This window comes from Paraburkholderia sp. BGA-UO-ETr-F12 (assembly GCF_059567945.1).
Genome location: NZ_JCAQOZ010000038.1, coordinates 55,915 through 74,580, shown reverse-complemented (window position 1 = coordinate 74,580; position 18,666 = coordinate 55,915). Strand labels below are relative to the sequence as shown.

Below are 18,666 nucleotides of genomic sequence, written 5' to 3'. Positions count from 1 at the left end.
GCCGCACGTTGGCGGCGCCACGGTTCGCGCGCATTGCCTGCTGACCCACGGTTCCCTCTGCTCCGACACGCCCGCGTTCAGGCAGATGGGTTTCAGTTCGATGAAGTTTTCTTCGTCGGGGCAGGGGTGTCCTTCGTCGCATCCAGCGGCGCGGCGTTCAGCACCTGACGCAGTTCGTCGGCGATGATCGAGATCAGCGCTTCCGCGGCGGCGCTTAGCGGCCGGCGCGGATGCGTGATGCAGACGATGTGTCGCACGATGCGTGGCGCCAGAATCGGATAAGCGCGCAGCGTGCCCGCCCGGACCGCGCGCTCGACCACGATACGCGGCAGGATGGTCGCGAAGCGCGTCTTGCCGACCAGTTGCACGATGCTGCTGAGCACATCGATTTCGAAGCGTGGCGTGAGGAGCACGTCCTCGTGCTGCGCGGCGGTATCGAGCACACCGCGCAGGCCGTGCCGCTTGGTCGGCAGCACCAGTTCGAGTTCGGGCAGCTTGGCCAGTTCGATTGCGTGGGGCAGATCGGGGCCGTGTGCCGCACTGGTGGCGAGCACCATTTCTTCGTCGAGGATCGCGTGCGCATCGAGTGAGAGCTTGCCGCGCGGTTTATTGATGAGCGCCGCATCGAGCTGGCCGCCGGCGACCCAGTCGATGAAGGTCGCGCTGTAACCGTCTGAGACGGTGACTTCGACATGCGGATATTTCTCGTGATAGCGCGACAGTGAATCGGCCAGCACGCTTTCGCTGATCGACGCAATCAACCCGATCGACACGCGCCCGGTGACGATCTCGTCGCGCTGGATGAGCTGCTGCCGCGCGTGCGCAAGGTCGCGCATGATCGGCAGGAAGAGCCGGTACATGAGCCGCCCGGCGGCGGTCGGCGTCATCCCGTGCGAGCCGCGCTCGAACAGTTGCTGATGCAGTTCCTCCTCGAGCTTGGCGACCTGCATGCTGAGCGCCGGCTGAACGATATTCAGACGCTTGGCCGCGCGAGTGACCGAGCCGTCTTCGAACAGCGCGATGAAATATTGAATCTGTTTCAGGTCCATGGGTGTGTTCGATCAGGCTTTCACGTCTTCAATATTTGTGATGTTGACTGTCCCTATTATCAACCCATACGGAACGGCTGAACTGCTATTTCACGTGAGACGGGCGCACCGATCGGTCACTAAAAGGCCGTTACAGCATGCGTATTTCAGGCTCGCTGCTATTAATACTTAGGACGCTCTCCAACGTCATCAGGGGTAACACGTATATCAGTCGAAATGATGTAGCGAATCAAAAAACACTATTAGAACTTATACGTCATTCTCGCTACGCTCCATGCATATCCACTGTGCGCTCGCTAAACAAAACAGGGGCGGACTTTGACACGACATAGGGAGACCCAGATGAGTTCTCGCGGTACCGCTTCTCTCGAAACGACGGATTCTCCGGGCGCCGGCGTGCGTCCCGCCCGCTCGCTGCGAAGCTGGCTCGAGCACCTGTCGGCGAGCGGGCGGGTGGCCACCATCGAACACCCCGTTGCGCTCGAACACGAACTCGCTGCGATTGCGAAAAAGCTCGACGGCTCGCGTGCCGCAGTGTTCGTTCAGCCCGGCGGCCACGCGATTCCGGTGGTCAGCGGGTTCATGTCGAGGCGCGCATGGATCGCCGAAGCGATGGGCGTGAGTGAGGACCAGCTGCTGCAGCGTTTTCGCGACGCCGCCGAGCATCCGCTCGCCTGGCAGGACGTCCCGGCGAGTACCGCGCTATGCCAGCAGGTCATCCATACCGAAGGGATCGATCTACACAAGCTGCTGCCCATTCCGACGCATAGCGAACACGATAGCGGCCCGTATATCACCGCCGGTCTCGTGATCGCGCGCAATCCGCGCACAGGCATCCAGAACGTATCGATCAACCGGATCCAGGTGCATGGACCGGACCGTATGGCGATCCTTTTGCTGCCGCGTCATCTGTACGCCTTTCAGCGAACCGCGGAAGCCGCGGGAGAGCCGCTCGAGCTCGCCGTGGTAATTGGCGTGGACCCACTGACGATGCTCGCTTCGCAGGCGATCACGCCGATCGATCACGACGAGCTGGAGATCGCGGGCGCACTGCACGGCGCGCCGCTGCCGGTCGTGAAGTGCGTGAGCAACGGCGTGAAGGTGCCGGCCTTCGCGGAGATCGTGATCGAAGGGCGCATCCTGCCGAACGTGCGCGAGCAGGAAGGCCCGTTCGGCGAGTTTCCAAAGTATTACAGCGCGCGAGAGGCTCGTGAGGTGATCGAGGTCACGGCGCTCACGCACCGCGCAAAGCCGATTTATCACACGATTGTGCCGGCCGAGATGGAACATCTGCTGCTCGGCGCGATTCCACGCGAGGCAACGCTGCTGGCGCATCTGCAACGCAGCCATCCGAACGTGAAAGACGTGCACCTGTCGGTTGGCGGCGTGTGCCGTTATCACCTGTGGATCCAGTTCGAGAAGAAGCGCGAAGGTGAAGCGAAAAACGTGATCCTGTGTGCGTTCGGCGCGCACTACGACATCAAACAGGTGGTTGTCGTCGACCCCGACGTGAACGTGCACGACCCCGCTGAAATCGAATGGGCCATCGCCACGCGCTTCCAGGCCGATCGCGATCTGATCGTGATCGAAGGCGCGCAGGGTTCGCCGCTCGATCCGTCGACCACCGTGGGCCAGCCGGACGACGCCCCGGTGCATCTGCAGGGCATCAGCGCGAAGATGGGGCTCGACGCCACGCGGCCGGTGGCTTATGCGGCGCACGTGTTCACGCGCGTGCGCATTCCGGGGCAGGACTCGGTGGATCTGGAAGCGCTTGTTGCCGGTGACAACGCCGCGTTGAATACCTATCTGGGTGACGTTCATGCGTGACAACAAGCGTGAGCGGATTGTCGTGGGCATTTCGGGCGCGAGCGGCGCATTGATCGGCGTGCGCCTGCTTGCCGCGCTGCGCCGCCTCGGCACACATGAGACGCATCTGATCGTGTCGGCTTCCGGCGCGGTGACGGCGGCTCAGGAACTGGGCATGGCGCGCGGCGATCTGGAGAGCCTCGCCGACGTGGTCTACAACGTGCGCGATATCGGCGCGGCGGTGGCGAGCGGTTCGTTTATCACCGCGGGCATGGTTATCGCGCCGTGCTCGATGAAAACGCTCGCGGGCGTGGCCAACGGCTTCGCCGACAACCTGCTGACGCGAGCCGCCGACGTCATGCTCAAGGAGCGTCGCCGACTGGTGCTGGTGGCGCGGGAAACACCGCTCAATCTCGCGCACTTGCGCAACATGACGCTCGCCACCGAGATGGGCGCGATCGTGATGCCGCCGGTGCCTGCGTTCTACGCCCATCCGAAGACCATCGAGGACGTGGTCGATCATACGGTCGGTCGGATTCTGGATCTGTTCGGCATCGAGCACCGCGAGATCGCCCAGCGCTGGAGCGGACTCGCCGATGAGTTCGCGGGCCGCCGTGAAGGAGCCGATGAATGAATCAGCGCGACATGATTAATTCAGGCCAGGCTGCGGCTGTGGAGATGGAACCAACCCACGGCGAAGGCGTAAAGCATCCACAGACTTATGTCGGCCGCCCGATGGAGCGTCTCGAGGACCCCGCGATTCTGACGGGCCGCGGCCGCTATGGCGACGATCTCGGCACCAAGCCCGGCACCCTGCATGCGGCGATTCTGCGCTCACCGCATGCCCATGCGGAACTCGTTGCCATCCATACCGACGCCGCGTCGAAACTGCCCGGCGTGCGCGCGATCCTGACGCGCGACGACTTGCGGGCGTGGTCGCGGCCCTTCGTGGTCGGGGTGAAATCGCCGATGGAGCAGTGGGCGCTCGCGATGGACCGCGTGCGCTATGTCGGCGAACCGGTCGCGGTGGTGCTGGCGGAATCGCGCGCCATCGCCGAAGACGGACTCGATCTTCTCAAGGTCGAATACGCCACGCTCGATCCGGTCACGACGATCGAACAGGCGGTGAGCGAGGAGTCAACGGTGCTGCATGAAAAGGTCGGCACCAATGTGATCAGCGACCGCAGCTTCCGCTATGGCGATCCCGAAGCTGCGTTCGAGAAAGCGCCACATCGCGTGAAACTGGTCGCGCATTATCCGCGCAATACCTGTGCGCCGATCGAATGCGGCGTGGTGATCGCCGAATATCTGGCGGGCGACGAAGGCTATGACGTCACGTCGAATTTCATGGGCCCGTTCTCGCTGCACGCGGTGATGGCGATGGCGCTCAACGTGCCGGCCAATCGTCTGCGTCACAAGGCGCCGCGCGATTCGGGCGGTAGTTTCGGCGTGAAGCAGGCGGTGTTTCCCTATGTCGTGCTGATGTGCCTCGCCTCCCGCAAGGCTGGCGCGCCGGTGAAGTGGGTCGAGGACCGGCTCGAACATCTGAGCGCGGCGACCTCCGCGACGGCACGCCTGTCGACGCTCGAGGCGGCTGTCGAAAGCGACGGCCGTATTACCGCGCTCTCCTATGATCAACTTGAGGATTGCGGCGGCTATCTGCGCGCGCCGGAACCGGCGACGTTCTACCGGATGCACGGCTGCCTGACCGGCGCTTATGCCGTCGACAATCTGCTGGTGCGCAATCGCGTCGTGCTGACCAACAAGACGCCCACGGGTCTCGTGCGCGGCTTTGGTGGCCCGCAGGTTTACTTCGCGCTCGAACGCCTGATGCAACGCATCGCGCTTGAGTTGAAGCTGGACGTGCTCGACGTGTATCGCCGCAATTTCGTCGCCGCCAATGCTTTCCCGTATCGCGCCGCAGCGGGTGCCTTGCTCGACTCGGGCAACTATCAGGAGGCGCTGCGCCGCGCGCTGGCCGAAGGCGGCTACGACGAACTGCGCGCTCGCCGCGAGGCGGCGCGCAAGGAAGGGCGGCTGTACGGTATCGGCTTCGCGGCGATCGTCGAGCCGTCGGTGTCGAACATGGGCTATATCACGACGGTGATGCCCGCCGACGCGCGCAGGAAGGCCGGCCCGAAGAGCGGCGCGATCGCGAGCGCCACGGTCAGCGTCGATCTGTTAGGCGGCGTGGTGGTGACGATCGCGTCGACGCCCGCGGGCCAAGGGCATATGACGGTGTGCGCGCAGGTGGTCGCGGATGTGCTCGGCGTCTCGCCGCAAGACGTCGTCGTCAACGTCGAGTTCGATACGCATAAGGACGCGTGGTCGGTGGCGGCGGGCAATTACTCGAGCCGCTTTGCCGGCGCGGTGGCGGGCACGGTGCATCTGGCGGCCGTGCGGGTACGCGATAAGGTCGCGCGCATCGTGTCGAAGCAGTTGGGTTGCGCACCGGAAGAGGTGCGTTTCGAAGGCGGCCGCATTTACGCGGCGGGTGCGGAAGATCGTGCGCAGCCGTTCGGCCGCGTCGCGGCCAATGCGCCGCATTGGGCGCCCGCGCTCTTGCCTGAAGGCGAGGAGCCCGGCTTGCGTGAGACGGTGTTCTGGAACCCGCCGAACATGGCCGCGCCGGATGAGAACGATCGCATCAACACGTCGGCGGCTTACGGGTTTGCTTTCGACATGTGCGCAGTGGAAGTGGACCGCGCCACGGGCCGCGTGCGGATCGACCGATACGTCACCGCGCACGACGCCGGCACGCTGCTGAACCCCGCGCTCGCCGATGGCCAGATTCGCGGCGCGTTCGCGCAAGGTCTCGGCGCGGCGTTGATGGAGGAATTCCGTTACGGCGCGGATGGCAGCTTCCAGTCCGGCACGCTCGCCGATTATCTGATGCCGACCACCTGTGAAGTGCCCGATCCGCTGATCGTGCATCTGGAAACGCCAAGTCCGTTCACGCCGTTGGGCGCGAAAGGACTTGGCGAGGGCAACAACATGAGCACGCCGCCGTGCATCGCGAATGCGGTGGCGGACGCGCTCGGCGTCGACGATATCCGTTTGCCGCTGACGCCCTCGAAGGTCATGGCGCTCATCGGTATCGACGACCCGGCGCCGTCGCGTCCCGAGTTGCGCGACACGCCGGCGGCGAAGCCGGCGATGCCCGGCGGCGGCAAGGCGCTGACCGCGCAAGGCAGCGTCGATCTGCCGGCGTCGCCGGAAGCCATTTTTGCCGTGCTGCTCGATCCGGCCGCGCTCGCCAGGGTGATACCGGGTTGCCACGCGCTCGAAGCCGAAGGCACGAACCAGTATCGCGCCGACGTGACGGTCGGCGTGGGCATGATCAAGGCGCGCTTCGAAGCGAAGATCGGATTGTCGGAAATCGACGCGCCACATCGGCTGCGCCTCGCTGGCGCGGGCATGTCGCCGCTCGGCAGCGCGCGTGGCAGCGGCCTCGTCGAGTTGACGCCGATCGAAAGCGGCACGCGTCTTTCTTACGACTACGAAGCCCAGGTGTCGGGCAAGGTCGCGGCCGTCGGTGGACGCATGCTCGAAGGGGCGGCCAAGGTCGTGTTGCGGCAACTGTTCGAATCGCTCGGACGCCAGGCCGCGGGCAAACCGGTAAAGACCGGAGGCGGGTGGCTATCGCGGTTGCTCGCACGTTTCAGGAGACAGACATGAAACCCGCGCCGTTCGATTATCTGCGCGCGATGACCACGCAGGATGCGCTCGACGCACTCGCGCAAAACGGCGAAGACGCTCGCGTACTGGCCGGGGGGCAGTCGCTGATGGCGGTGCTGAACATGCGGCTTGCGCAGCCGCGCATGCTGGTCGATATCTCGCGCACGGACGAACTGAATGCGGTGCGCGTCGATAACGAAGCAGGCCGTCTGATTGTGGGCGCGGCCGCCACACAGGGCAGCGTCGAGTGGTGCGCATCACTGCGCGATGAAGTGCCCCTGTTGGCGATGGCGTTCCCGCACATTTCGCACTTTCAGATTCGCAATCGCGGCACGGTGTGCGGCTCGATTGCCCACGCCGATCCGAGCGCGGAATTGCCGCTTGTGCTGGCGGCGCTCGGTGGCGATGTGACGCTGCGCTCGAAAAAGAAAAAGCGTGTCCTGAAGGCCGAGGAATTTTTTCAGGGAATGTTGATGACGGCGCGCGCGCCGGACGAACTGGTTGAAGCGGTCAGTTTTCCGCTGAAGAAGCCCGGCGAACGCTACGGCTTCACCGAATTCTCCGCACGTCATGGCGATTTCGCGATGGTCGCGTGCGCGGCGGTGGTGACGAGCGACTCGATCCGCCTCGCGGTGGGTGGTGTCGCGGATCGGCCGGTGGTCGAAACATGGCCGCGGCTGCACAGCGAAGACCTTCGCAGTGCATTGAACGATTTGAGCTGGAAGCTGGGCGCGCAGGACGACGCGCACATTAGCGCGACCTATCGCCGGCATCTGGTCCGGCAACTCGGATGGCGCGTGATCGAGGAGGCAAAGTAAAGTGAGCAACACGTCTGGAGACAACATCTTGCGGCAGGGTGACCGACAGTGCATCACGCTGACGCTCAACGGCCGCGAACGCAGCGGCTATTGCGAGCCGCGCGAACTGCTGTCGGATTTTATCCGTCACGAACTGGGCGCGACCGGCACCCATGTCGGTTGCGAACATGGCGTCTGCGGCGCGTGCACGGTGCACATCGACGGCGTGGCAGGGCGTTCTTGCCTGATGCTGGCGGTGCAGGCGCAAGGACGTCGCATCGATACAGTCGAAGGCCTCGCGCCCGATATGGTGCTCAGCGATCTGCAGCAGGCATTCCAGCGCCACCACGCGTTGCAGTGCGGCTTCTGTACGGCCGGCATTCTGATGTCGTGCGCGGACTATCTGAAGCGCGTGCCCGATCCCACCGAGGCGCAGGTGCGCGACATGCTCTCGGGCCATCTGTGCCGCTGTACGGGCTATACGCCGATCGTCGCGGCAGTGCTGGACGTGGCGGCGAGACGTCAGGCAGGCAAGCAGGCGGATGAGACCGTGGAGACCGTTCATGCTTGATCTCGGCCGAACCTATTTGCAAAGCGTTGAGCGCAGCCCGAACGCGCTCGCTCTGGTCGACGGCGACATGACGCTGACCTACGCGCAGTGGCATCGCATCATTGAGAACGTCGCCGAAGGCCTGCGCGAATTGGGTCTCGCGCACGGGGACCGGCTGCTCGTCGTACTGCAAAACCGCTGGGAAATGGCCACCTTGCACTGGGCCTGCCAGTTCGCCGGTATCGTGATCGTGCCGTTGAACTGGCGCGCGAAGCCTGAGGAGCTCGATTACTGCGTGACCGATGCGGGCGTGAAGGCCATCGTCTATGAACCGGTCAGTGCCGAAGCGGTCACGCAAAGCCCGGCAGCGCAAACTCTGCCGCGCATCGGGCTCGACGACGCGCAAGGCCGTACCGCCGGATTCGCAACGCTCCTCGCCGAGCGTTCGCATGAAGCCGGTATCCAGACCACTCGCGCAAATGCGGACGACTACTCGCTGATTCTTTACACGTCGGGCACCACGGGCACGGCCAAAGGCGTGCCGCGCCGTCACCGTCATGAACGGGCCGCCGCGCTCGCCCATGTCGCGCAGAATCTGTACCGGCATGGCGAACGCACGCTCGGGGTGATGCCGCTGTATCACACCATGGGCGTGCGCTCGCTGCTCTCGATGGCCATGGTCGACGGCGTCTTCGTTTGCGCACGCCGTTGGAACGCCCGTTTCGCGCTCGATTCGATCGCGCAGTATCGGATCAGCTGTCTTTATCTGGTCCCGACGCTTTATCACGATCTGCTCGCCGATCCGGCTTTCGCCGCAATCGACACGACCTCGGTGAAAAAGCTCGGCTTTGCCGGCGCGCCGATGAACGACGGCTTGCTCAAGCGGCTCTCGGCTGCTTTCAAACCGGACCTGTTCGTCAATCATTACGGCTCGTCGGAGGTGTACACCTTCAGCATCGATCAGGACGCGACGCGCAAACCGGGCAGCGCAGGGCGTGCCGGCATCAATACGCGCCTGCGCGTCGTGAAGCTCGATGCGCAAACGCCGGAGGATCTTGCACAGGTTGGCGAAGAAGGCCAGATCATCGCGGACCTGCTCGGCGACGAAGCTTTCGAAGGCTACTGGAACCGCCCGGACGCCAACGCCAAATCATTGCGCGACGGCTGGTATTTCACCGGCGACACCGGCTTCTTCGACCTCGACGGCGACCTGTACGTGTCCGGACGCGTCGACGACATGATCATCAGCGGCGGCGAGAACATCTCGCCGGTCGATATCGAATCGGTGCTGTCTCTGCATCCCGCCGTCGACGAGGTGGCGGTCGCGGGCGTGAAAGACGAGCGGTGGGGCCAGCGGGTCGTCGCCTTCGTCAAACGCCGCGAATACGTCGATGCCGAAACGCTCGATGCGTATTGCCGAACGTCCAATCTCGTCAACTTCAAGCGGCCGCGCGATTACGTCTTCGTCGACGACATTCCGAAGTCGCCGGTGGGCAAGATCTTGCGCCGCAAGCTGTCCGCGGGCGAGTACGAACGCGACGGCCGTGATCAGCCCGATGACGCCAATGACGGCGACCGCAGCCGCGCCAGCGGCGCATTCATTGCCACACACACGGAAACTACCAAGGAGTAACCCCATGACCGACTTGACTCACCGCGGCCAGAGCCTGCTGCAGGAACTCGACGGCTTTTCGATCGAGATCGACGCCGAACGCGAGCGGGCTGACATCATCCTGCATCGGCCGCCGTTTAACGTGATTTCGATGCACGCACGCGACCAGTTGCGCGCGGCGTTCGAAGCGCTCGACGAAGACGAGCGTGTACGCGTGATCGTCGTGCGCGCCACGGGTGAACACTTCTCGAGCGGCGGCGACATCAAGGGCTTTCTCGAGGCGTCGCCGGAACATGTGTCCAAGCTCGCCTGGAATATCGCGGCACCCGCGCGCTGCTCGAAGCCGGTGATCGCCGCCAATCGCGGTTTCTGCTTCGGCGTGGGTTTCGAACTGTCGCTCGCGTGCGATTTCCGCATCGCCACCGACACCACCTTCTATGCACTTCCGGAGCAGAAGCTCGGCCAGATTCCGGGCTCGGGTGGTTCGGCGCGTTTGCAGCAGATGATCGGTGTCGGTCGAACCAAGGACATCGTCATGCGCTCGCGCCGCATTCCGGGCAAGCAGGCCTACGACTGGGGGATCGCGGTGGAGTGCGTGGCCGATGCGCAACTCGAAGCCGCGACCGATGCGTTGGTGGATGAACTGCGGGCCTTCTCGCCGCTCGCGCAACGCACCGCCAAGAAGCTGCTGAACGACAGCGAAGATGCGCCGCTCTCGATCGCGATCGAACTCGAAGGGCATTGCTATAGCCGTCTGCGCACGTCCGACGATTTCCGTGAGGGGGTCGAAGCGTTTCATGGCAAACGTAAACCGGTGTTTCGCGGCAGTTGAGCCGAACGCAAGACGACATAACGGCAATACCCCGTAGCAAAAAAACGCAGGAGACAAAGCATATGGAGCGTTTCGATTACGTGATTGTGGGCGGTGGATCGGCCGGATGCGTGCTTGCGCACCGCTTGTCGGCAGTACCGTCGTTGCGCGTCGCGTTGATCGAGGCGGGTCAGGATACGCCGCCGGGCGCTGTGCCTGCGGCGATTCTCGACAGCTATCCCATGCCGGTTTTCTGCGGCGACACCTACATCTGGCCGGAGCTCAAAGCGAGCGCGACCCGAACGGCCGCGCCGCGTGTCTATGAGCAAGGGCGCGTGATGGGTGGCGGATCGAGTATCAACGTGCAATCGGCCAATCGCGGCCTGCCGCGCGACTACGACGACTGGGCCGCTAATGGCGCAAGCGGCTGGGCGTGGCAGGACGTGTTGCCGTATTTCCGCAAGCTCGAACGCGACGTGAATTTCCCGGAAGGCGAGTTGCACGGCAGCGCTGGTCCGGTGCCTATTCGCCGTATCCTTCAGGACGACTGGCCGCCGTTCTGCCATGCGTTTGCCGACGGGATGCGTAAAAACGGTTTCGCCAGCCTGCTGGATCAGAACGGCGAGTTCGGCGACGGCTACTTTCCCGGCGCATTCTCGAATCTCGACGACAAGCGCATTTCGACCGCCGTCGCCTATCTGGATGAGCAGACACGCAGGCGCCGCAATCTGCACATCTATCCGGAGCTGCGCGTCGAGCGCATTGTGATGGAGGGCATGGTTGCGCGCGGTGTGGTGGCTGTCGCGCGCGACGGCGCCCGTGTGCGTTTCGAGGCGAATGAAGTTGTGCTGTGTGCAGGCGCGCTGCAATCGCCGGCGCTGCTGATGCGAGCGGGCGTCGGTGCAAGAGATGAGCTGAGTGCGCTCGGCATCGATTGCATGATCGATCTACCGGGCGTGGGACGTAATCTTCAGGATCATCCGTCGCTGACCTTCTGCCATTTTCTCGAGCGACGTTATCGCGTGCCTTTGTCGCGGCGTCGCGCGAGTATGACAGCCGCGCGTTTCACCTCGGGCGTGGCGGGGTGCGATGCGTCCGATCTGTATCTGTCGAGTGCGACTCGGGCCGCATGGCATGCGCTCGGCAAGCGGCTCGGGCTGTTCTTTCTCTGGTGCAATCGCCCGTATTCGCGCGGCCGTGTGCAACTCGTTTCACCCGAGCCCGCAGTGCCGCCGCGCGTCGATCTGAATCTGCTCGACGATCCGCGCGATGTCGCGCGCCTCGCTTTCGGCGTACGAATGCTCGCGAAAATCGTCGAGGCCTCGGGGCTCGGTCACGACCCACGCGATTTTTTCCCCGCGGCGTTTTCACCACGAGTCAAAGCGCTTAGCCGTGTCGGAACCGGCAATGCCGCGCTGACCTCGCTGCTTGGAATGCTGCTCGATACACCTGCGCCGATCCGGCGGACGCTGATCGAACGGTTTTTCACGCGAGGCCAGCGAATGTCCACCCTGCTTGCCGACGAGAATGCGCTTGAGTCGTTCATTCGCGCCAATGTGTTCGGCGTATGGCACGCGAGCGGCACCTGCAAGATGGGCGATGCGAACGACATCATGGCTGTGACGGACAACGCGGGGAGCGTGCGTGGCGCGCAAGGCTTGCGGGTCGTCGATGCATCGCTGATGCCGAGGTTGCCTTCGGCAAATACGAATATCCCGACCATCATGATGGCCGAAAAAATCGCCGATGCGATGCTCGCGCGACGATACACGGGCGCGGTGTCGAGCACGACGTCGCCCATGGTTGTCGGTCGATAAGAGTTCATTAACACAACTAAGAGCACGCAATCCAGAACGTGCCTTAAAACGGGGGCGATCGAAAGACGGCCCGCTGATAATCAAGGAGATGACGATGTCCGTAGCAGCGCAAAATGGCGCCGCCTTGCCGGCGGTAGACCAGCGGCAAGTGATGGGTGCAGTAGTGGCCTCGTGCCTCGGTTGGGCACTGGATTTGTTCGATCTGTTCGTCTTATTGTTCGTCGCACCGGTAGTGGGGCGGCTGTTCTTTCCGTCCGAACAAGCCATGCTCTCGCTTGCCGCGGTCTATGCATCGTTTGCCGTAACCCTGCTAATGCGCCCGCTCGGCTCGGCATGGTTCGGTTCCTACGCGGACCGGCACGGACGCAAGGGCGCGATGATTACTGCGGTGGTCGGCGTGGGTCTGTCGACCGCAGCCTTCGGCTTGCTGCCGACGGTCGCGCAAGTGGGCCTCGTCGCGCCGATCCTGTTCCTGATGCTGCGTCTGGTGCAAGGTGTATTCGTCGGCGGCGTGGTGGCGTCGACCCACACGATCGGCACCGAATCGGTCGCGCCGAAATATCGCGGCGCCGTGTCGGGGCTGATCGGCGGTGGCGGGGCGGGACTCGGCGCATTGCTCGCATCGCTCACCTATCTGACCATGTCTGCGATTTTCCCGGGCGAGTTGTTCGACGTGTGGGGCTGGCGCTGCATGTTTTTCACCGGCATTGTGAGTTCGATTCTCGGCTTGTTCGTCTTCAGTAGTCTGGAGGAATCGCCGCTGTGGAAGAAGCTGGCCGCCGAGAAGGCCGCCAAGGCCGCAATGCAGAACACGGCGGAACCGGTCGAGGTCGTACGCTCGCCGATCCGCACGCTGTTCTCACGCGACTATCGCTCGATTCTGTTCGTCAATCTGCTGCTGACGATCGGCGGCGGTAGCGGCTATTACCTGACGTCCGGCTATCTGCCGACCTTCCTCAAGGTGGTAAGCCACGCACCGAACGGCGCCGCGGCCGCGATTCTGATGATCTGCAGCGTCGCGGTGGTGATCGCCTCGATCGCGGCGGGACACCTGAGCACCTTCATTGGACGCAAGAGCGCGTTCGTCTGGATCGGCCTGATTCGCCTGATCGCGCTGCCTGCGCTATTCCTGCTGCTGCCTACGGCGCAAAGCATCACGATGATCGGCGTCTACGCGGTGATTTTGAGCGCGCTCGGCAGCGCCGGCTACGCGCCGATTCTGATCTTCCTGAACGAACGCTTTCCGACCGCGATTCGCGCCACCGGCACGGGGCTGTCATGGAACATCGGCTTCGCGATTGGCGGCATGATGCCGACCGCTGTCTCGCTGGTGGCTAAAGACGCCGGCCAGTTACCGATGACGCTTGCGATCTTCGCCGGGGCGATCAGCGTAATTTTCCTGACGGGGGCGTTCATCGTGCCGGAGACTCGCGGCAAGCTCGATAACGGTACCGCCCACGAGGCCGCCTAGTGCATTCCAGCGGGCGCAAAAGCGCGCCCGCGTCGCTCACATACAGGAGACATCGATGAAATATGACGAGGACGTTCGCGCGCGCTCATACCAGTTTCGCGACGATTATGTCGCGGCCACGCCAGCCTGGTATCGCGGTGAACTGCACCTTGGCTTCACGCTGCTCTTCACGAGTGGCGTGATCGGGTACTGCTTCACGCAGCTTCATGCGCCCACGCTTGCCGAATGGATGGCGGTCATTCCGCTCTTTCTGTTCGGCAACTGGGCAGAATGGGCCGCACATCGCTACGTGCTGCATCGCCCGACGAAGTACTTCAGCATGATCTACAAACGGCACTGCGCGGTTCATCACAGATTTTTCACGCACGTCACGCTCGAATACAAGGGCCAGCGGCACTGGCGCGCGTTGTTGTTTCCGCCGTTTGCGCCGGTCGCGTTCGTGCTCGCGGCAGTGCCGTTCGCACTCTTCATCGGTTATGTATTTTCGCGCAATGCGGGGTATATCGCGCTGCTCACGATGGCGGCGTACTACCTGATGTACGAGGGGCTGCACACACTCTCGCACGTCACCGACAACCCGTTGCTCGACCGCGTTCCGTTCGTCAATGCCGTGCGGCGCTTGCACGTCACGCATCACGATCCCGAACTGATGGCGACACAAAACTTCAACCTGACGTTTCCCATCTGCGACACGCTGTTCGGCACGCGCAGGGATGCGCCACGCACTGCACGCGAACCGCTGGTGCGTCGTCCATAAAGCGTTCCGGCCGCATGACATGCGTTGAAATAACTTTCGCATAGCCTGTTGCGCGAGCCGTAGCTAAAGTGCGCGTATCGGATGCGATGCGCGGTTACACGACTTCACCGCAGACGATACCCCGGCCACTACCGTTATGGCATCGTCATGGAAGAACTTGGAAAATTCACACTATTAGTCACGGCCTTCGTCATCGCCGTATCGATGGTCGAAGCCGTCTGGTTGACTCGAAAAAACCGCAATACGGCTACGCCATTTGCGTGGCATGAAGTATGGCTTTCGCTCGCCGACGTTTTCGCGCGCAAGCTGCTCGCCATGCTGCCGCTATCGCTCGCGGCACCTGTGTTTGCTTTCGCCTGGGAGCATCGCATCTTCACGGTGGAGCTCAATAGCGCGCTGACAGTGCTGGCGCTCTTCATCGGTCAGGAATTCTGCTACTACTGGTATCACCGCGCGTCGCATCGCATTCGCTTCTTCTGGGCTACCCATGCCGTGCACCACTCGCCGAACCAGTTGACTCTCTCCACCGCGTACCGGCTCGGCGTGACGGGCAAGCTGACGGGCTCGGCGATTTTCTTCGCGCCGCTCGTGTGGCTCGGCGTGCGCCCTGAAGTTGTTCTGCTGACGCTTTTCATCAACCTCATGTACCAGTTCTGGCTGCATGCCACGTGGATACCGAAGCTCGGTTGGCTCGAGTATGTGTTCAATACGCCGTCCTCGCACCGCGTGCACCATGCATCGAATGTCGACTATCTGGATGCGAACTACGGCGGTGTACTGATTATCTTCGACCGGCTGTTCGGCACTTACGTCGCGGAACGCGCTGACGAACCTTGCCGCTACGGGCTTGTCACCCCGACCACCTCACGCAATCCGTTCGTCGTCGAGTTCGAGCACTGGGCGACGCTAGTGCGGGACGTGGTGAAGGCGAAAAGCGTGTCGACCGCGATCAATCACGTAATCCGGCCGCCGGGCTGGACGCCGGAAGGCGGCGGCGAAACCACGGAAGAACTGCGCCGCAGGAGCGAGGCCACCCGTCGCGAGTGCGAAGTGCCTAATGGTTGACGAACTGGCGACTTGTGCGCGGCTAGCTTTCCACGCTCCATTCGACGGCAAGGACATGCCATATTTCGCGGCACCTGCCAGTCTGAACATCGAGACGGGAATGGCGCCGGACCGGACGTCGTGGAACTTCATTTGCCGCCAGCAGTTTTGGCTCCTGGGCGGGTATTGCGTTCAATTGTGAGCACAGCCAGCAGAAGAATCAGGGCTGCGCAGATGGCCAGCAGGACGCCCGCGTCAAGGTGATATTGGGCGTTTTGTGCGGCGGCTAATGTTTGCAGTCTCGTAATCTCATCGAGCCGGCGGATTTTTACCTCGGCATATCGCCCCATAGCTGTCGCAACGTAGCGCTGTCTGTTATCCCACTCCCACGTCGCCGCGTGCCGATTAGCTTCGACTACGACGTTGGACAACTCATTCAGGAATTGCTGCCGATCCTGCTCCGGGACTTTCCCAAGCCAGCTATCGAGTACGGGTTGACTTGTCGAGTCATTGACAAGCACCGATTCGAGCGCAGCCGGGATCGCGAGGCCCGTGGCATTCGGAATCGCCACAAGGCTCGATGGGTTCAGGTCGGGCGAAAGATCGTTGGCCTCCTGGGACCCCGCGATTGAAGAGAGTATTTCCTGCGCGCCGACAACCGGGTCAGAGACCGCCGGCGCCGTACGATTGCCGGTAAAGCTCGCCCACACCACCGCGACAAGCGAAGCTAACGCGATACATAGGAGCGCGACGCAGATCAGGCGCGTGATGCCAAACACCAGACGTTTTTCCAGAATATCGATGACGGTCATATTCCTCGTGCCCATGAATGCAGATCGATAGTTGCTGGTTACTCGGGTCCCGCTCGTTATCGTTTCATGGAGTAGGAGAGCGTGGGTCGATAGCTTCCATGTGGCAGACGCATTATTTCCATAAGGATCGCCAGGCTATTGCGGTGGCAAATATTCGAGCGGATCAGCGGGTTTTCCATCGCGCCGACATTCAAACGACTACCCCTCATCGCCACGTCCGTACCTGTTCATTGTGATTATCACCGTTCCCGCTGCCGGCGGGGTTGCTTCGAAAAACTACTCGCACAAAGGCCGTTATGCGCCAAACCAAACCGGACGTGATCGAGGTCCCGTCGTGCATCCGGCGTGCGGTCTGGTTGGCTGTGCGATGCATGGGTCCGCTATTGCTTGCACAGAAGATCGTTCCGGCGGTTATGTGCTCACCTCGGGCCTGCTGTAACGCTCGGATAACGCTTCGTAAAGTGCCGGCGCGAAAAGTTTCGATATCTGGCTGGCGATTAACGCGGTGGCCATCAGGGAGATGACGAGTGCGTGGCCGTCGATCATCTCGATCACGATCACAAAAGCGGTAATGGGGCTTTGTGTAACCGCCGCAAGATAGCCCACCATGCCAAGTGCGATCAGCATTGGCAACTGCATCTGGCCAAACAGCAAGTGCAACGCGTTGCCGATACCGGCGCCGATCGCGAGCGATGGCGCGAACAGGCCGCCTGGCGCACCTGGCAGATACGAGCCCACCATCGAAGCCATCTTGAGCACCGGGTAGGCGACGCCCAGTTGTGCGCGTCCTTCCAGCAACGCGCGTGCTTCGGCATAGCCGCTACCAAACGTGTGGCCGCCTGACACCACCCCGATTACCGCGACGACCAGGCCACACGCGGCCCCAAATGCCACCGGTCGACTACTGCGCCAGGCACTCACCGACGCGGGCATCCAGCGTTTGGTGTTCAGTAGAAGCCAGCAGAAGACGCCGCCCGCCACGCCCGACGCAGCGCCAATCAACACCACCGCGACTGCCAGCAGATCTGGAAAGTGGCTGCCGACATTGATCGTTCCAAAATACGTATAGTTGCCCTGCAGCCCCAGCGAAACGACGCCGGCAAAGATGATCGCGGTAATCAGCACGCCGCTCGTGCGCTGCTCGAAGCTGCGGGTCAACTCTTCGATTGCGAATACGACGCCGGCAAGCGGCGCATTGAACGCCGCGGACAGCCCCGCCGCCGCGCCCGCGAGGGCTAGCCGCCGTTCCAGTTCGATGCCCCGGATAGCGCGGAACCGGTTCGGATAGAAGCGTCGCAGGTTGAACATCAGCGCGGCGCCCACGTGAATTGTCGGCCCCTCGCGGCCAATCGTGAATCCGCCGAGTATCGAAAGGAACGACACCAGAATCTTGCCGACGAGGATCCGGATACTCAGCAGACGTGGAGCAAGATCGCCGCGGTCGTGGAGCGTGGCAATGACCTGCGGGATGCCACTGCCTTCGGAGCCGGGAAAGTAGCGCCGGGTAAGCCATACACCCAGAGCACCGATTGCCGGGGTGACGGGAAGCGGCAGCCACCAGTATCGCGCCGCATAGCGCAGGAATGTGTCATACCCGATGTCGATCAGCTTCGCGTAGAGAACGGCGATGAGCCCGGTCGCGATGGCGCCCAGCCAGAACACACCATAGTGCAACCATAGCCGCCGCGCGCGTTGTAGTGCACGTTTGTTAACAAGTTCTGAAATATGCATGCCGCCGCCGGAAACGCATCAGTAGGGTCTATATAGCACAGTGTGCCATATATTTGCATGGACCATACATGGCGTAGTGGCCGATGATGTTCTGCGAACGACAATATCTATGTCTATGGCAGTTTGGCTGGCTTGCCAAACACCCAGCCAAACGATGCGATCTCGGGCTTGTGCAGCGCCGCCAGCTTCAGCAGGCACCGTTCGCCCTTGGCGGTGAGGTGGACCCGTACCTGGCGCCGGTCCTCTTCGCCAGGTTTGCGAATCACCAGCCCGGCGGATTCGCAGCGCGATACCAGCGCAGCCGTGCCATTGGGCGCTGCTTGCAGTCGCTCGGCCAGCTCGCCTACTGTCGCCCACGATCTGCCGGGAAAACCTTTCACCTGGAGCATCAGTTGATACTGCAAAGGCGTGACCCCCGCAGCATGAGTGACCTCCTCGGAAAACCGCAGGAAGCAGCGCAGCTGGTAACGGAACTCGGACATCGCCTCCAGATCTTCCTTGCTCAGTGCCTCAGGCGCTTCGCCTTTGCGTGAAATCATGGGATATCCCGTCGTTGAATGAAGTGTAACGTCGCGCCCGGGCATCCCTTTGTTGCCCGTTGCCCGTTGCCGCGTCAGCAGGAGCGCGTTTAGTCAAGGTGACGATTCACCTGAGATCATCGGCGCCTGGTGGAGATTCTAAAGTGGGCCGCTGAAAGTGTGAGGAAACTGGATACGTTCAACTGTAAATTT

15 protein-coding genes are annotated in these 18,666 nt (G+C 62.5%); 11 read left to right on the top strand and 4 right to left on the bottom strand.

Going from position 1 to position 18,666, the window contains the following annotated elements; genetic code table 11:
- Window positions 1–92: 92 nt before the first annotated feature.
- Window positions 93–1,049: a LysR family transcriptional regulator gene (locus AC57B6_RS17235; RefSeq protein WP_028199333.1), complete on the bottom strand. Its 957-nt coding sequence runs from the start codon at window positions 1,047–1,049 to the stop codon at window positions 93–95.
- A gap of 342 nt (window positions 1,050–1,391) precedes the next feature.
- On the opposite strand from AC57B6_RS17235, the gene AC57B6_RS17230 reads away from it, so the two are divergent.
- From AC57B6_RS17230 to AC57B6_RS17180, 11 genes are all read left to right on the top strand, one after another.
- On the top strand, window positions 1,392–2,876 hold the full coding sequence (locus tag AC57B6_RS17230) for a UbiD family decarboxylase (RefSeq protein WP_496421778.1): 1,485 nt from the start codon (window positions 1,392–1,394) through the stop codon (window positions 2,874–2,876).
- Window positions 2,869–3,489, top strand: coding sequence for a UbiX family flavin prenyltransferase (locus AC57B6_RS17225; protein ID WP_046568899.1), 621 nt, complete (start codon window positions 2,869–2,871; stop codon window positions 3,487–3,489). Before AC57B6_RS17230 ends, AC57B6_RS17225 begins: the two co-directional genes overlap by 8 nt.
- Window positions 3,486–6,533, top strand: a complete 3,048-nt coding sequence (locus AC57B6_RS17220) for a molybdopterin cofactor-binding domain-containing protein (protein WP_491564752.1) — start codon at window positions 3,486–3,488, stop codon at window positions 6,531–6,533. Before AC57B6_RS17225 ends, AC57B6_RS17220 begins: the two co-directional genes overlap by 4 nt.
- Window positions 6,530–7,351, top strand: a complete 822-nt coding sequence (locus AC57B6_RS17215) for an FAD binding domain-containing protein (RefSeq protein WP_030102993.1) — start codon at window positions 6,530–6,532, stop codon at window positions 7,349–7,351. The genes AC57B6_RS17220 and AC57B6_RS17215 overlap by 4 nt, the downstream gene beginning before the upstream one ends.
- 1 nt (window position 7,352) lies before the next feature.
- Window positions 7,353–7,901 carry a (2Fe-2S)-binding protein gene (locus AC57B6_RS17210; protein WP_278497857.1) on the top strand — a complete coding sequence of 183 codons (549 nt, stop codon included), beginning with the start codon at window positions 7,353–7,355 and terminating at the stop codon, window positions 7,899–7,901.
- Window positions 7,894–9,513, top strand: a complete 1,620-nt coding sequence (locus AC57B6_RS17205) for an AMP-binding protein (protein ID WP_496421777.1) — start codon at window positions 7,894–7,896, stop codon at window positions 9,511–9,513. Before AC57B6_RS17210 ends, AC57B6_RS17205 begins: the two co-directional genes overlap by 8 nt.
- A 4-nt stretch (window positions 9,514–9,517) precedes the next feature.
- Window positions 9,518–10,324: an enoyl-CoA hydratase/isomerase family protein gene (locus AC57B6_RS17200; protein ID WP_496421776.1), complete on the top strand. Its 807-nt coding sequence runs from the start codon at window positions 9,518–9,520 to the stop codon at window positions 10,322–10,324.
- 62 nt (window positions 10,325–10,386) lie between these two features.
- Window positions 10,387–12,120, top strand: coding sequence for a GMC family oxidoreductase (locus AC57B6_RS17195; RefSeq protein WP_496421775.1), 1,734 nt, complete (start codon window positions 10,387–10,389; stop codon window positions 12,118–12,120).
- Between the two features lie 94 nt (window positions 12,121–12,214).
- Window positions 12,215–13,591: an MFS transporter gene (locus AC57B6_RS17190; RefSeq protein WP_496421774.1), complete on the top strand. Its 1,377-nt coding sequence runs from the start codon at window positions 12,215–12,217 to the stop codon at window positions 13,589–13,591.
- A gap of 55 nt (window positions 13,592–13,646) precedes the next feature.
- The gene (locus tag AC57B6_RS17185; protein WP_496421773.1) at window positions 13,647–14,348 is read left to right on the top strand and encodes a sterol desaturase family protein; all 702 of its coding nucleotides are present in this window, start codon (window positions 13,647–13,649) and stop codon (window positions 14,346–14,348) included.
- Between the two features lie 147 nt (window positions 14,349–14,495).
- Complete coding sequence (locus AC57B6_RS17180; RefSeq protein ID WP_106351844.1) at window positions 14,496–15,413, top strand: sterol desaturase family protein; 918 nt, start codon at window positions 14,496–14,498, stop codon at window positions 15,411–15,413.
- A gap of 128 nt (window positions 15,414–15,541) precedes the next feature.
- Here the strand turns inward: AC57B6_RS17180 and AC57B6_RS17175 are convergent, their stop codons facing one another.
- The 3 genes from AC57B6_RS17175 to AC57B6_RS17165 all read right to left on the bottom strand — a co-directional run bounded on the left by AC57B6_RS17175 (window position 15,542) and on the right by AC57B6_RS17165 (window position 18,474).
- The gene (locus tag AC57B6_RS17175; RefSeq protein WP_144194767.1) at window positions 15,542–16,204 is read right to left on the bottom strand and encodes a hypothetical protein; all 663 of its coding nucleotides are present in this window, start codon (window positions 16,202–16,204) and stop codon (window positions 15,542–15,544) included.
- 411 nt (window positions 16,205–16,615) lie between these two features.
- Window positions 16,616–17,935, bottom strand: a complete 1,320-nt coding sequence (locus tag AC57B6_RS17170) for a chloride channel protein (RefSeq protein WP_106351846.1) — start codon at window positions 17,933–17,935, stop codon at window positions 16,616–16,618.
- A 113-nt stretch (window positions 17,936–18,048) separates the two neighbouring features.
- The gene (locus tag AC57B6_RS17165) at window positions 18,049–18,474 is read right to left on the bottom strand and encodes a MarR family winged helix-turn-helix transcriptional regulator (RefSeq protein WP_028199320.1); all 426 of its coding nucleotides are present in this window, start codon (window positions 18,472–18,474) and stop codon (window positions 18,049–18,051) included.
- Window positions 18,475–18,666: the final 192 nt, after the last annotated feature.